Source organism: Flavobacterium rarum (SeqCode), from assembly GCF_965234445.1.
In the GTDB taxonomy this organism is placed as follows: domain Bacteria; phylum Bacteroidota; class Bacteroidia; order Flavobacteriales; family Flavobacteriaceae; genus Flavobacterium; species Flavobacterium rarum.
In genome coordinates, this window is the sequence record NZ_OZ248479.1 from 289,648 (window position 1) to 303,050 (window position 13,403).

The 13,403-nt window shown below is 29.6% G+C and carries 14 protein-coding genes and 1 tRNA gene; 7 read left to right on the forward strand and 8 right to left on the reverse strand.

Annotated features, from left to right (window positions below):
- Positions 1-22: 22 nt before the first annotated feature.
- The 4 genes from AC8GF4_RS01160 to AC8GF4_RS01175 all read right to left on the reverse strand — a co-directional run bounded on the left by AC8GF4_RS01160 (position 23) and on the right by AC8GF4_RS01175 (position 3,640).
- A complete protein-coding gene (locus AC8GF4_RS01160; RefSeq protein ID WP_506591963.1) occupies positions 23-277 on the reverse strand; it encodes a DUF6327 family protein in 255 nt (84 codons plus the stop codon).
- A gap of 2 nt (positions 278-279) precedes the next feature.
- Positions 280-630 carry a competence protein gene (locus AC8GF4_RS01165; RefSeq protein ID WP_506591965.1) on the reverse strand — a complete coding sequence of 117 codons (351 nt, stop codon included), beginning with the start codon at positions 628-630 and terminating at the stop codon, positions 280-282.
- A 12-nt stretch (positions 631-642) separates the two neighbouring features.
- A complete protein-coding gene (locus AC8GF4_RS01170) occupies positions 643-972 on the reverse strand; it encodes a YtxH domain-containing protein (RefSeq protein WP_506591967.1) in 330 nt (109 codons plus the stop codon).
- A 571-nt stretch (positions 973-1,543) separates the two neighbouring features.
- Positions 1,544-3,640, reverse strand: a complete 2,097-nt coding sequence (locus AC8GF4_RS01175; RefSeq protein ID WP_506591969.1) for a glutamine--tRNA ligase/YqeY domain fusion protein — start codon at positions 3,638-3,640, stop codon at positions 1,544-1,546.
- A 117-nt stretch (positions 3,641-3,757) separates the two neighbouring features.
- Here AC8GF4_RS01175 and AC8GF4_RS01180 point away from each other — a divergent pair, with 117 nt between their 5' ends.
- The 4 genes from AC8GF4_RS01180 to AC8GF4_RS01195 all read left to right on the forward strand — a co-directional run bounded on the left by AC8GF4_RS01180 (position 3,758) and on the right by AC8GF4_RS01195 (position 4,864).
- The gene (locus tag AC8GF4_RS01180; RefSeq protein ID WP_506591971.1) at positions 3,758-3,973 is read left to right on the forward strand and encodes a hypothetical protein; all 216 of its coding nucleotides are present in this window, start codon (positions 3,758-3,760) and stop codon (positions 3,971-3,973) included.
- The gene (locus AC8GF4_RS01185) at positions 3,954-4,091 is read left to right on the forward strand and encodes a hypothetical protein (protein ID WP_506591973.1); all 138 of its coding nucleotides are present in this window, start codon (positions 3,954-3,956) and stop codon (positions 4,089-4,091) included. Before AC8GF4_RS01180 ends, AC8GF4_RS01185 begins: the two co-directional genes overlap by 20 nt.
- Positions 4,092-4,340: 249 nt before the next feature.
- Positions 4,341-4,709: a dihydroneopterin aldolase gene (gene folB, locus AC8GF4_RS01190; protein WP_506591975.1), complete on the forward strand. Its 369-nt coding sequence runs from the start codon at positions 4,341-4,343 to the stop codon at positions 4,707-4,709.
- A gap of 84 nt (positions 4,710-4,793) precedes the next feature.
- Positions 4,794-4,864: transfer RNA gene (locus tag AC8GF4_RS01195), tRNA-Cys, on the forward strand.
- A 2,005-nt stretch (positions 4,865-6,869) separates the two neighbouring features.
- On the opposite strand, the gene AC8GF4_RS01200 is transcribed toward AC8GF4_RS01195, so the two are convergent.
- The 3 genes from AC8GF4_RS01200 to rnr form a co-directional block, all read right to left on the reverse strand.
- Positions 6,870-7,550: a LysE family translocator gene (locus tag AC8GF4_RS01200; protein ID WP_506591977.1), complete on the reverse strand. Its 681-nt coding sequence runs from the start codon at positions 7,548-7,550 to the stop codon at positions 6,870-6,872.
- A 116-nt stretch (positions 7,551-7,666) separates the two neighbouring features.
- Complete coding sequence (locus AC8GF4_RS01205; protein ID WP_506591979.1) at positions 7,667-8,332, reverse strand: head GIN domain-containing protein; 666 nt, start codon at positions 8,330-8,332, stop codon at positions 7,667-7,669.
- Positions 8,333-8,430: 98 nt separating this feature from the next.
- Positions 8,431-10,605, reverse strand: a complete 2,175-nt coding sequence (gene rnr / locus AC8GF4_RS01210; RefSeq protein ID WP_506591981.1) for a ribonuclease R — start codon at positions 10,603-10,605, stop codon at positions 8,431-8,433.
- A gap of 107 nt (positions 10,606-10,712) precedes the next feature.
- Here rnr and AC8GF4_RS01215 point away from each other — a divergent pair, with 107 nt between their 5' ends.
- Together AC8GF4_RS01215 and rpiB are read left to right on the forward strand one after the other, a co-directional pair.
- On the forward strand, positions 10,713-10,946 hold the full coding sequence (locus tag AC8GF4_RS01215; RefSeq protein ID WP_506591983.1) for a putative signal transducing protein: 234 nt from the start codon (positions 10,713-10,715) through the stop codon (positions 10,944-10,946).
- 735 nt (positions 10,947-11,681) lie between these two features.
- A complete protein-coding gene (gene rpiB, locus AC8GF4_RS01220; protein ID WP_506591985.1) occupies positions 11,682-12,113 on the forward strand; it encodes a ribose 5-phosphate isomerase B in 432 nt (143 codons plus the stop codon).
- A 70-nt stretch (positions 12,114-12,183) separates the two neighbouring features.
- Here rpiB and AC8GF4_RS01225 read toward each other — a convergent pair whose 3' ends face one another.
- Positions 12,184-12,462 (reverse strand): DUF1294 domain-containing protein, encoded by a 279-nt coding sequence (locus tag AC8GF4_RS01225; protein ID WP_506591987.1) that lies wholly within the window; start codon positions 12,460-12,462, stop codon positions 12,184-12,186.
- Between the two features lie 89 nt (positions 12,463-12,551).
- On the opposite strand from AC8GF4_RS01225, the gene AC8GF4_RS01230 reads away from it, so the two are divergent.
- Positions 12,552-13,376 (forward strand): BRO-N domain-containing protein, encoded by an 825-nt coding sequence (locus AC8GF4_RS01230; protein ID WP_506591989.1) that lies wholly within the window; start codon positions 12,552-12,554, stop codon positions 13,374-13,376.
- The last annotated feature ends 27 nt before the right edge of the window (positions 13,377-13,403 follow it).

Genomic DNA, 13,403 nt, shown 5'->3' on the forward strand with positions numbered 1-13,403 from the left:
TTATTATAAAAAAAAGAGAGGCCTAATCGCCTCTTTTTCTATTTATAAAATAACTGATAATATAGGGAATAACTGTTTTAATTATTGATAAAAGTTGACTTGGAATTACATCTTTATAAGGAGATAAAAAACTACTTATAATGTTTTCGGGAGTAATTACTTCAGATGTTTTTTGAAAACTTAAAACTAATTTTTTATAACTAATTTCTTTTTCTAACTTTAAGATTTCCAATTCACGATCTATTTCAGCGTAAGATGAATATTTTTTTGCTTCCATAATTAATCGTTAAAAAAGATTTCTGAAAATTTTTCTAAAATAGGACCTTCAATAATTTTATCTTTAATCATAGCTATGCATAAAGTAGCTACAAAATAAAACCCCCCAACTATAAGAAAACCTGTAGCGTAACTGTTATAATAATTTCCTATTGCTAAAGCAGCAGCAATAGAACCAAATAATAAAACCATAACTATACACAACAAAATTAAAGTAAATTTCAAAATCATTGTAGTAGATTTCATGGCAACTTTAAAACCCCATAATTTATAATAGGAAGCAGTTGTCTCAAAATAAACCTGGGCTTGTTCTTGAATTTTTTCTGAATTTTCTTTTAGTTTATCAAATGCCATAGATGGGTCGATTTATTTTTGAAATTTAGCGTTTTTTAATTTAAGCTCGGCTAATTTGTTTTCTAAAAAAGAAATAACATCTTCAGTTTTATAACTAAGTGTTGAAACTATATTTTCATAATTTCCATCAATGTCATCTTTGGCTATTAAAACTTTATTAAGTAGTTTATCAGAAACATCATTGTATTTAACTTTAAAATCATGTTTGACATCATCTAAACCATCTTTTATTTTTTCACGTGTTTTGGAACCTTTATCAGGAGCAAATAATATTCCTAATCCTGCTCCTATTGCAGTTCCAACTAAAATCGCTACTATCGTATTTCCAGTTTTATTTGACATAAATTTTTAAATTTAAGGGTTACTTTTTATAAAAATACAATTTTATTAACAAACATGTGTTAACAAGCAGTTAAAGTGAAAGATTACAAGCTAAAACACAAAATAAGCTGTTTTGGTAAAGAATAAAACCAAATTGATACAAAGTTATTAAAACAAAATAAAAAAGCTTTAAAACATATTTATGAAAGGCAAAATTAATAGATAATTATTATTAAAAAATTTATAATTATAATAAAATACAATAATAGGTAATTTATAATTAATTAAAAAAAGGAATAACAAAAATTGATATTAAAAAAAAGGAGAATAAATTTAAAAAATAGAAATTGAAGATGAAATAACCAAAATAAAGCTATTTTAAAATATAAACTAAAATTAAAACTTCTAATCAATCAAAAAATTAAAAGTATAAAATGATACAAATAAAATAAAAAAATGTCTTAAACTTAATTTATGAAGGTAGTTTTTAATAGTTAAATATTATATTATCATATAAAACGATCAATAATATGTATAATAAAAAAGTGCTTTAAAAAAAGCACTTTTGATTGGTAAAAACTATGATATTAATTTAAATTGAATTTAAAACTTCTAAAACTTTTTCGTTTTTTTCAACGGCTCTTAAATCTGTGATTAAATTTTCAAAAACAGAAAAATTAGTCAAATCGCTTTTAATATTTAAAACAACAAAAATACGAACGTTAGCCAATTGACTTTTCAAAGACATTGAATATAATTTGTACAAAACATCTTGATCAATATCATTAGCTGTTATTTTGCTAGAAAAATGCAAAAGCAAATTGGCAAACAATAAAGAATTATTATCATTCTTAACATTCTTCACAACAGTTTGACAGAGTAAACTAAAATTATCAATGGTTTTAATGTTATCAACAATAGAATTTAAAAGAATAATAGCTGTGTTATGCTCCTTTTCTTTAACATATTTATTGATTTCTTTTTGGGTATTCATCAATAAATTAGCTTCTTTTTTATCCTTTTCTTCCCAAGCATCTTTAAGTCCAACGGTTTTGTTAAAAATTAATTTTGAATTAGTTGCCTCTTTATCAACAACAAAATAACCCAATCGTTGAAACTGAAAATGGTCACCTATATTAGCTTCTGATAAACTCGGTTCCACAAAACCTTTTACAATTTGCAAAGAAGAAGTATTCATAAATTCCAAGAAACTTTTTTCTTTATGGCTGTCTGGTGCTTCGTCAATAAACAAACGATCATACAAACGAACTTCGGCTTCAACAGCAGTTTTTACAGCTACCCAATGCAACGTTCCAGCTACTTTTCTTTGACTGGCTTCACTCCCGCTTCCACTTCTGGAATCTTCATCATACGTAACTTGAATCTCCGTAATTGAACCATTTGAATCTTTGGTAACACTCTCTCCTTTAATAATATAACCATTTTTAAGACGCACTTCATTGCCAATACTCAAACGGAAAAACTTAGCGGGAGCTACTTCAAGAAAATCATCTCTTTCAATATATAATTCACGAGAAAAAGGTACTTTTCTAAAACCAGCAGATTCATCCTCTTGATTATTCTCGGCATCCAACCACTCCTCTACTCCTTCTGGATAATTGGTAATTACAACTTTTACAGGATCTAAAACAGCCATAACTCTTGGAGCTGTTTTGTTTAAATCTTCACGTAAACAGAAATCTAGCAAAGAAACATCGATAATATTCTCACGTTTGGCTACTCCAATAACATCACAAAATTTACGGATTGCGGTTGCAGTATAACCACGTCTTCTTAAACCAGAAATGGTAGGCATTCTTGGATCGTCCCATCCATTGACAATATTTTCTTGAACCAATTGCAAAAGCTTTCGCTTACTCATTACAGTGTAATTCAAGTTTAAGCGCGCAAACTCATATTGATGAGGACGAACCTTTGATTCATCATATATTTGATCTAAAAACCAATCGTATAATTCACGGTGCATTACAAATTCTAAAGTACAAATAGAATGAGAAATTTGTTCCAAATAATCACTTTCACCATGTGCATAATCATACATCGGGTAAATATTCCATTGATTACCTGTACGGTGATGGTGACGGTGCAATATTCTGTACATCAATGGATCACGCATCAACATATTAGTCGAAGCCATATCAATTTTGGCTCTTAAAACATGACTTCCTTCTGGAAAATCACCGTTTTTCATTCCTTCGAACAATTCCAAATTTTCTTCAATAGAACGATTTCTATAAGGACCATCAACACCCGCTTGGGTAGGTGTTCCTTTTTGAATAGCCATATCTTCAGATGATTGACTGTCAACATAAGCTTTACCATTTTTGATCATAGTAACTGCCCAGTCATATAATTGTTGAAAATAATCAGAAGAATATAATTCCTCAGACCAATTAAAACCCAACCATTTTAAATCTTCTTTGATAGCATCTACATATTCCTGTTCTTCTTTGGCGGGATTAGTATCATCAAATCGTAAATTTACAGGTGCGTTGTATTTTAAACCTAAACCAAAATTAAGACAAATTGATTTGGCATGACCTATGTGCAAATAACCATTAGGTTCTGGTGGAAAACGAAAGCGTAACTTATCTTGTGGAAAACCGTTTGCTAAACTGTCTTCTATAATTTGTTCAATAAAATGAAGTGATTTCTCTTCTGATGCCATTTTTTAAAATTTTAGCAAAGATAAAAAATAGATGATAGATAATGGACAATAAGATAATAGACTTTAAAGAAAAAACAAATTGTAATTTTTAATACATTTGTATAAATACTTGATGCCATGAGACAATTAACAGTAACAATTCCAGATGCTTTTTACGAAAGTTTGATGCAATTTTTGAAACCAATTCCTGATGTATTGGTAGATGAAAGTCAAGAGGAATACAATAGATCAATAGAAAAAATGGTTATAGAAAGGGTGAAAAATTCGAAACCAGGGAATTACATAAGTTGGGAAGAATCTAAAAAAAGATTAGATGCGAAATGGAATAAATGAATTTGAAATAATTATTCTTGTTCGAGCAGATATAGAAGCGGATGAAATCTCTGAATATTACGAATCATTTTCTGAAGGATTAGGATCAAAATTTATAATGAGTTTCAAAATTATGTAGAAACTTTAAAAACCTTTCCGTATTTTGAAGAAAAATACAATGTTATACGTAAGCTTCCCTTAAAAAAATTTCCTTACACCATACATTTTTCTGTGAATGAAAAAGAAAAAATAGTCTCCATACAAGCTGTAACATGTGATTATCAAGATCCAAATACCACTAGAATTAAATTTTAAAATCTTTACCGATTTAAATAAACAATAACTGATTCATAAAACTACATAGTAATCAGTACTGAAAACTAAAAAAATGGGAACAATAAAATTAAAAAACATTCGAACCTATTCGTATCACGGATGTTTGATAGAAGAAGGAAAAATAGGATCGGATTATAGTGTAGATTTGGAAATACGAACCAATTTGAAACACTCTTCTGAGTCCGATAACTTAAAAGATACAGTAGATTATGTGCATTTAAATAAAATCGTAGTCGAAGAAATGGCTATTCGATCCAATTTATTAGAGCATGTTGCTAAAAGAATCATCGATAGAGCTATGTCAGAGTTGGAAACCGTATCTAAAATTAAAGTTGCCGTTTCAAAGATAAATCCTCCTATAGGTGGTGATGTAGAAGCGGTTACCATAGAAATGGAAGAAGAGCGAAATTATAATTTGTAACTTTTCTCATAAAAATAGAAAAAAGTTAACTTTAAACTTTTAAACTTTAAAATTTTGAGTTACTTTTGCCATCCGTTCAAGAATGGCGTCGTGGCCGAGCGGCTAGGCTGGGCTCTGCAAAAGCTCCTACTCCGGTTCGAATCCGGACGATGCCTCTAAAAGAGATACATTTCTGTATCTCTTTTTTTTGTTTCATTTTTAGAAAAAATGAGGTAAAGATTAAATTCGAATCCAGACGATGTCTTAATAATCACTAAAGAAATATATCTCTTTTTTTTTTTTTAGGGAAAAAAAAGTAAAGTTATAGTTCGAATCCGGACGATGCTTCTAAAACCTCTAAAGCAATTCAGCCGTTTTTTTTTATATATTTTTAGAAAAAATGAGACAAAGATTAAGTTCGAATCCGGACGATGACTTAATAATCACTAAAGAAATGTATCTCTTTTTTTGTTTCATTTTTAGAAAAAATGAGGTAAAAATTTAGTTCGAAACAGGACGATGTCTTAATAATCACTAAAGAAATGTATCCCTTTTTTAGGTTTCATTTTTTGAAAAAATGAGGTAAAGATTAAGTTCGAATTCGGAAGATGTCTTTATAATCAATAAAGTAATGTATCTCTTTTTTTTTTATTTTTAAAAAATATGAGGTAAAGATTAAATTCGAATCCGGACGATGCTTCTAAAACCACTAAAGCAATTCAGCCGTTTTTTTTTGTCTCATTTTTAGGAAAAATGAAGTAAAGTTATAGTTCGAATCCGGACGATGCCTCTAAACCTTCAAGGAAACTTGGAGGTTTTTTTATATCACATTTTTAGAAAAAATGAAGTAAAGTTATAGTTCGAATCCGGACTATACATCTAAAACCTTCAAGAAAACTTGGAGGTTTTTTTATATCACATTTTTAGAAAAAATGAGGTAAAGTTTATGTTCAAATCCGGACGATGCCTTTATAATAACTACAGAAATGTAATTCTTTTTTAGGTTTCATTTTTAGAAAAAATGAGGTAAAGATTAAGATCGAATACGAAAGATGTCTTTATAATCAATAAAGTAATATATCTCTTTTTTTTGTTTCATTTTTAGAAAAAATGAAGTAAAGTTTATGTTCAAATCCGGACGATACCTTTATAATAACTACAGAAATATATCTCTTTTTTTTGTTTCATTTTTAGAAAAAATGAAGTAAAGTTTATGTTCAAATCCGAACGATACCTTTATAATAACTACAGAAATATATCTCTTTTTTTTGTTTCATTTTTAGAAAAAATCAAGTAAAGTATATGTTCAAATTCGGACTATGCCTTTATAATAACTACAGAAATACAATTCTTTTTTAGGTTTCATTTTTAGAAAAAATGAGGTAAAGTTTATGTTCAAATCCGGACGATGTCTTAATAATCACTAAAGAAATGTACCTCTTTTTTTTTTTTATTTTTAGAAAAAATGAGGTAAAGTTTATGTTCAAATACGGACGATTTTTTTATAATCACTACAGAAATGTAACTCTTTTTTAGGTTTCATTTTTAAAAAATATGAGGTAAAGATTAAGTTAGAATTCGGACGCTGTAACTATAAAAGATTCAGAAATGTATCCCTTTTATTATTTCTTATTAATAACCTGAGTTTGATTTATAAAGTACAAAGCTTGTTTACAAACAAACTATGTTTGCTAATGTTCCTGCAAGGTTTTTTACAGAACCTTGTAGGTATCTTGCTGTCTTGATTTATACCTACAAGATAAATAAAAACCTTGCAGGATATCTCCAATAAAAACCAAATTATTGAATAATCGAACTCAGGTTTATAGAAAAAATGGAGTAAAATCTTGGGTTCTAATCTCAACCATACTTCTACAATTTTTTAAACTTGAGCTCAATTATTACATTTTACTTCTGCCACATGATAGCAAAAAAGCAAAATACCAACTTTTAGCCCCGGGTGACGTGGAAATCCTTGTAAGCCGGGGTTCGGCTTGCAAGATTCTAACAAAAAACGGGACGATCTTCACAAAAATACCTAATGATTCTGCTTCCAAAATTTAAGTTCAAATCCTGCCGAAGCTTTTAAAAGAAAAACAGAAATGTAAATCATTTTTATTTCTCCTATTTAAAAAATTGACATAAAAAAAAGGACATTTAATTGTCCTTTTAAAATTTAAATTATTTTACTTTTATATTTTCAAATGCTTTCTTGACCATTTGTTTTTCTTCTGGAAACCATCCTTGAAAGATTAAAACAAATCCAAAAATCATAAGTGTAATACTTACACCTCGTTTAATTTTATAAATATTGGTAGGAGTCATTTTGTGTTTCAGTTGTTTTGCTAAAGCAATTTTTACACAATCTATAAGTAAATAAGTAATGATAACAGAAGTGAAAAAAGTAATCATTCTAGAAGGTACCATTTCTAATTTTGGCCCAACAGATATAATAACTGCCAACCAAAAACCAAGGACACCAATATTAATTATATTTAGAAAAAAACCTTTTATAAAAAGACCAATATAATTCTTTTTTATAATCTCATTATCAATGTTTTTGGTGTTTATTTTCTTTTCTTTTTTCATTCCTATAAAGGAAATAAATCCATAAACCAACATTATAATTCCACCAAAAATAAACAAAGAAGAATTGTCATTCAAACTTTGAATCAATCGATAACTGCCTAAATAAGCAATAAGTATAAAAAATATATCGCCAAAAACTACACCTACATCAAAAACCAATGCGGCTCTAAATCCTTTAATAATACTGGTTTCCAGTAAAATAAAAAATACAGGACCAATCATAAAACTTAATAAAATCCCCCAAGGAAGACCTCTAATAATATCGTTTATCATTAAAAAATGACTTTAAAAAATTAAAAATTAGTTGTTTTTAAGAGTAACTAAGTAAGTAAGTTTCTAAGTTGCTAAGTCTATAAAAAAATTTAAATAAAACTTAGCAACTCAGAAACTTATTTCTGAATAATACTACCACCCAATAGCGTTTCTTGTCTTATTTCTTTTGGATTACCATAAATTGTAATTGTACCACCCGCTTTTACTTTGGCATCAACAAGAGTACTTGCTTTTACATCGGCACTTCCACCAGCTGATACGCTAACGGTTGTTTGAGAAGTTTCTAATTCATTTGCGTTTAAAATCCCTCCAGAATTGATTAAAACAGATTGAGTGACCGCTTTACCTGTAACTTCAATAATTCCTCCTGAATACGCTTTAATTGACGCTTTATCCACATCCAGCACCACCGTAATCTTAGCTCCTTCTTGAACTCCTAAATCAAAAGTAGTTTGTTTGAACGTATCTGCACAAGTTACCGTACTGCCTTCATTGGCATCAATGCTTTGAATTTTTTTGAAATATAAAGTTACTTTAGCCTCATCTCCAGTCATTAATTTCGTTAAAGGCATTCTAATCTTTAAAAGACCATTTTTATTAACAACCTCCACTTTACTTTGGCTCGTTCCAGTAATAACCGCTTTATTTTCATTCGAAGCAATTAAGATTACACTCAATTTATCAAATACTTTTACATCATCAAAATCTTTTAGTTCAATTGTAGTTTGTGCAAAAGTGAAATGTGCTAGAAATACAAAAACTATTAAAAATATTTTTTTCATTTTTAAAAAATTTATTTGTTACTATATCTTCTGCTTAATTTCAAGTTAATTAGCAACTTAGTATCTTAGAAGCTCAGCAACTATGTTAAAAAAAGTTACTAATTCCTTTTTATAAAATTAAAATCCAGTTGTTTTTTAACCAAATCGGCATTTTTTACTTTTACATAAATTTCATCGCCTAGTTGTAATAATTGGTTAGAAGTTGCACCTACTAAAGCATATTGTTTTTCATCGAAAGTATAATAATCATCTTTTATATCTCGAATACGAACCATTCCCTCGCATTTATTTTCAATAATTTCAACATAAATACCCCATTCTGTTACCCCAGAAATCACTCCTAAAAATTCCTGATCTTGATGGTTTTGCATGTATTTTACTTGCATGTATTTAATAGAATCCCTTTCGGCATTGGTTGCTAATCCTTCCATGGTTGAAGAATGCAAACATTTTACTTCATAGGTTTCTTCATCTGCAGATTTTCCTCCATCGAGATAATATTGTAATAATCGATGCACCATTACGTCTGGATAACGACGAATTGGGGATGTAAAATGAGAATAATAATCAAATGCCAATCCATAATGTCCAATATTATCTGTCGAATATTTGGCTTTACTCATGGATCGTATGGCTAAAGTATCAATTAAATTTTGTTCTTTTTTTCCATTGACATCTTCCATTAATTTGTTCAAAGCTTGGGAAATAGATCCTTGTTTGAAATCAATTTTATATCCAAACTTTGCTATTACTGCTTGCATAGCAAAAAGCTTGTCTTCATTGGGTTCGTCGTGAATTCTATAAATAAAGGTTTTGTTCTGTTTACCAATAAATTCAGCTACTTTTTTATTGGCCAAAAGCATAAATTCTTCAATCAAATGATTGGCATCTTTCGAAATTTTAAAATAAACCCCTTCTGGTTCGCCATCTTTATCCAAGTTGAATTTTACTTCTACTTTGTCAAAAGAAATAGCACCATCATTCATTCTATTTCTTCTAAAAATTTTGGCTAGTTCATCCATTTTAAGCGTAGCAGCAACGATTTCATCTGAAACTACATAAGAACTTCCCGTAATAGAAATTTCTTCGGGAATAGTATTGTCTTTCGTCTCTATGATATATTGTGCTTCTTCATATGCAAAACGCTGATCCGAGAATATTACAGTTCTTCCAAACCATTGATTGACAACCTGACATTTCTCGGTAATTTCAAAAATAGCAGAGAATGTATATTTTTCTTCCTGAGGTCTTAAAGAACAAGCAAAATTGGACAGCACTTCGGGTAACATTGGCACTACCCTATCCACCAAATAAACCGATGTTGCTCTTTGATAGGCTTCATCATCTAAGATTGTTCCTTCTTCCAAATAATACGAAACATCGGCGATATGAATCCCTATTTCGTAGTTACCATTTTCTAATTTTTTATACGACAAAGCATCATCAAAATCCTTAGCATCTTTTGGGTCAATCGTAAAAGTCAACGTATCGCGCATATCACGACGTTTGGCTATTTCATTGGCTTCAATAGAAGTATCTATTTTCTGTGCATAGGTTTCTACTTCAATTGGAAACTCTGAAGGTAAACCATATTCGGCAAGAATAGCATGAATTTCAGTATCGTGTTCTCCTGGTTTTCCAAGTACTTTCACTACTTTTCCAAAAGGACTATCTGCTCTTGCGGGCCAATCTTCGATATGAACTAATACAACATCTCCTTGCTCTGCCTCCCCTATTTTGTCTTTTGGTATAAAAATATCTGTGTACATTTTTGGATTGGCTGTAGAAACAAAAGAGAAATTCTTTTGAATGTCAATTACTCCAACAAAGTCGGTTTTGTATCTTTCTACTACTTCAATTACTTCTCCTTCAGCTCTTTTACCACTTCTTTTGTTATAAACATACACTTTTACGGTATCTTTATCTAGAGCGTGATTTAAGTTATTGGTAGGAATAAATACGTCTTCTTCAAATTCTGGACAAACAAAATAGGCGGTTTTACGTCCCGTCATGTCAATTTTTCCTTCGTAATATTCTTTACTTGTCGCTTTTATTAAATATTTACCAGGTTCGGATTCTATAATTTTCTTGGAAGCGGCCAAAATCTTTAAATCTTTTATAATTTGATTGCGACTTTGAGTGTCATCTAATTCTAACTTGGCTCCTATTTGCTTATAATTAAAGGCTTTATTGGCACTTTGCGATAATATTTTTATAATTTTATCAGAGAAATCTATCTCTTTCTTTATCGGCTTTCTTACTCTTTTACTCATGTATCTTTTCTTAAAAGTCTAAAATTACAAAATTGTATCCATTATTCCTTAACAACTGTTCAGTTTTAAACTAATAATAACTTCACTACATTTATAAAAAAATAAAAATGAAGGACTTTAAAATAATAGCAATTTTTAATTATCCGCATGAAATTGTAGTTCTTAAGCATCTCTTGGAGCAAGAAGAAATTCAATATTTTTTTGAAAATGAAAACATTGTTTCAATTGATCCTTTGGCGACCTTTGCCTTTGGCGGAATCAAATTAAAAGTACATCCCAACGATTTTGAACAAGTTCAAGAAATACTAGACAATTTGAATTCGAAACTTTCTATCGTTTAAAAGAAAACAAAAATCATTTCATTTTTTTTGTTTTAAAATTTCAAAGTTGTCAACATATATTAAATACAACAAAAAGAAAATTTAAATTAAATTAATTTTTAGGTGGTTATTATAGTGTGTTAATAGTAGCTATAAATTTCTAAAAAAATGTATTGAAATGAAGTTTTAGGTTTTTATATGGAGTTATTAACAACGATAATTTGACTTAAATATTTAGTTTTTAAGACTTTTTTAAGTTTAATTAACAACTGTTAACAATTCAAAAAATAGGTAAATTGTAAATAAGTGTTTTTATTTTTTTTGTTTACAACCCAAATTTAAGTATTGATAACTTTTCTAAAAATTCATTAAACTTAATTAGGATTTCTAAAGTCGGTTTTGGATTACTTATTTTTTTCTAATTTCCAAAAAAAACTTCTAATATTCTATCTCAAGTTATAAACAATTAATGTTAAATTAAGGTTAACTGAATATCAAGTAGTTAGCATTTGCTATTAACAATACAAAAATTTAACATTTTAATTATATTCTAGTCATTGATTAGCAGACTATTATGAATTAATATAAATGTTAATAAACTCTATATTTTCTTATAATCAAGCAGTTAAGATTGTATTTTAATAGAATCAGGATTGCGTTATTTCTACATTTTTAATCAGAAGTGAAAAAGTAATTTTTACAGTATATCTAAAATACTTTGGTTAAATTTGCATTTCAAAATCTAATACAAAAAAAATGAAAATTTCGATAGGAAACGACCACGCTGGACCAGATTATAAAAAAGCAATTGTTGCTATGCTTGTAGCGAAAGGATATGAGGTGACTAATTACGGAACTGATACAGAAGCTTCAGTTGATTATCCTGATTTTGCACATCCGGTAGCCACAGATGTAAGTGAAGGTAAAGCTGATTTTGGAATTGTGATTTGTGGAAGCGGAAACGGAATTGCCATGACGGTTAATAAACATGCAAAAGTTCGTGCCGGTTTGTGTTGGACTAAAGAGATAGCGTATTTAACGCGTTTGCATAATGATGCTAATATTGTGAGTATTCCAGCACGTTATACTTCAATTCCACAAGCTGTAGAAATTGTTGAAATGTTCTTGGCTACCGAATTTGAAGGAGGAAGACATCAAAATAGAGTGAATAAAATTGCTTGTCAATAAAAAAAATTCGCGGGGTGCTTCGCACCAAATATTTATAAAAGCTCAGTCCAAAACTGGGCTTTTATTTTTTTTAAAATTTAATAATGTTGTTTGATATCAATAAGTAAACCGCCAAAATTTGAATCAGTATAATTCCGAAAAATTTAAGTCGATAACTCATTTTAGTCGTTTTGTGTCGAAAAAGTGACATCGCAAGTGATGATCCAATGGTGCCACCAAGCGCCACCCAGAACAAAAGTGTTTGTTCGGATATTCTTCTTTTATTATTTTTTGCTAATCTTTTGTCATAGCCTATTAACACAAAAGCAGTTAAATTAACAAGAAAAAAAATAAATATTAATAATACCATTCAAATAGAAATAAAAGTCAAAGATAGCAGAAGTTTATTATTTTTCTTATATTTAAAGTCTTTATTTAAGCCTTAAAAATGTATGTAGTATGAGCCCAATTAAATTATTTGAACAAAAAAAAGTACGTAGCCAATATGATGCTGAAAAAGAAATTTGGTATTTCTCTGTTATTGATGTAATCGAAATTTTGACCGACAGCGTTAATCCAAGAGATTATTGGTATAAAATGAAAATTAGGGTCAAAACTGAAGACGGGCTTCAACTGTCGACACTTTGTCGACAGTTGAAAATGCTTGCGGAAGACGGCAAAAACCGACTGACAGATACTGCAGATACAGAAACTTTGTTACGTTTAATCCAATCCATTCCCTCTCCAAAAGCGGAACCTTTCAAACAATGGTTAGCCAAAGTTGGATATGAACGCATGCAAGAATTAGCAGATCCAGCGCAAAGTTTAGATCGTGCCCGCGAAAATTGGCAAAAATTAGGTCGAAGCGAAAAATGGATTCAGCAACGAATGACGGGACAGGAAACTAGAAACAAACTTACCGACTATTGGAAAGAAAGCGGAGTTGAAAAGCAGGACGAGTTTGCAATGCTTACCAATATCATTCATCAAGAGTGGACAGGATTATCTGTAAAAAAACACAAAGAGGTTAAGGGTCTGGAAGCCCAAAACCTTAGGGATCACATGAGTGAGGCAGAATTGATTTTTACCGCATTGGCTGAACTTTCTACCAGACAAATTGCCGAAAGCGATAAAGCCAAAGGGCTTATCGAAAATGCAAAAGCAAGCAAAAAAGGAGGTGCTATTGCTAAAAATGCTCGTATTGCTTTGGAAGATAAAACTGGGAAAAGCGTAGTAACTGGCGAGAATTTTTTGCCTCCCGCAAAAAAAGAATTAAATGAATAGAAATACATTCCTTTTTCTATTTTTACA

Excerpts from the sequence above, each read along its gene's own strand:
- AC8GF4_RS01160 (WP_506591963.1), bottom strand. The coding sequence starts at position 277 with ATGGAAGCAAAAAAATATTCATCTTACGCTGAAATAGATCGTGAATTG.
- AC8GF4_RS01165 (WP_506591965.1), bottom strand. The coding sequence starts at position 630 with ATGGCATTTGATAAACTAAAAGAAAATTCAGAAAAAATTCAAGAACAA.
- AC8GF4_RS01170 (WP_506591967.1), bottom strand. The coding sequence starts at position 972 with ATGTCAAATAAAACTGGAAATACGATAGTAGCGATTTTAGTTGGAACT.
- AC8GF4_RS01175 (WP_506591969.1), bottom strand. The coding sequence starts at position 3,640 with ATGGCATCAGAAGAGAAATCACTTCATTTTATTGAACAAATTATAGAA.
- AC8GF4_RS01180 (WP_506591971.1), top strand. The coding sequence starts at position 3,758 with ATGAGACAATTAACAGTAACAATTCCAGATGCTTTTTACGAAAGTTTG.
- AC8GF4_RS01185 (WP_506591973.1), top strand. The coding sequence starts at position 3,954 with ATGCGAAATGGAATAAATGAATTTGAAATAATTATTCTTGTTCGAGCA.
- folB (WP_506591975.1), top strand. The coding sequence starts at position 4,341 with ATGGGAACAATAAAATTAAAAAACATTCGAACCTATTCGTATCACGGA.
- AC8GF4_RS01200 (WP_506591977.1), bottom strand. The coding sequence starts at position 7,550 with ATGATAAACGATATTATTAGAGGTCTTCCTTGGGGGATTTTATTAAGT.
- AC8GF4_RS01205 (WP_506591979.1), bottom strand. The coding sequence starts at position 8,332 with ATGAAAAAAATATTTTTAATAGTTTTTGTATTTCTAGCACATTTCACT.
- rnr (WP_506591981.1), bottom strand. The coding sequence starts at position 10,605 with ATGAGTAAAAGAGTAAGAAAGCCGATAAAGAAAGAGATAGATTTCTCT.
- AC8GF4_RS01215 (WP_506591983.1), top strand. The coding sequence starts at position 10,713 with ATGAAGGACTTTAAAATAATAGCAATTTTTAATTATCCGCATGAAATT.
- rpiB (WP_506591985.1), top strand. The coding sequence starts at position 11,682 with ATGAAAATTTCGATAGGAAACGACCACGCTGGACCAGATTATAAAAAA.
- AC8GF4_RS01225 (WP_506591987.1), bottom strand. The coding sequence starts at position 12,462 with ATGGTATTATTAATATTTATTTTTTTTCTTGTTAATTTAACTGCTTTT.
- AC8GF4_RS01230 (WP_506591989.1), top strand. The coding sequence starts at position 12,552 with ATGAGCCCAATTAAATTATTTGAACAAAAAAAAGTACGTAGCCAATAT.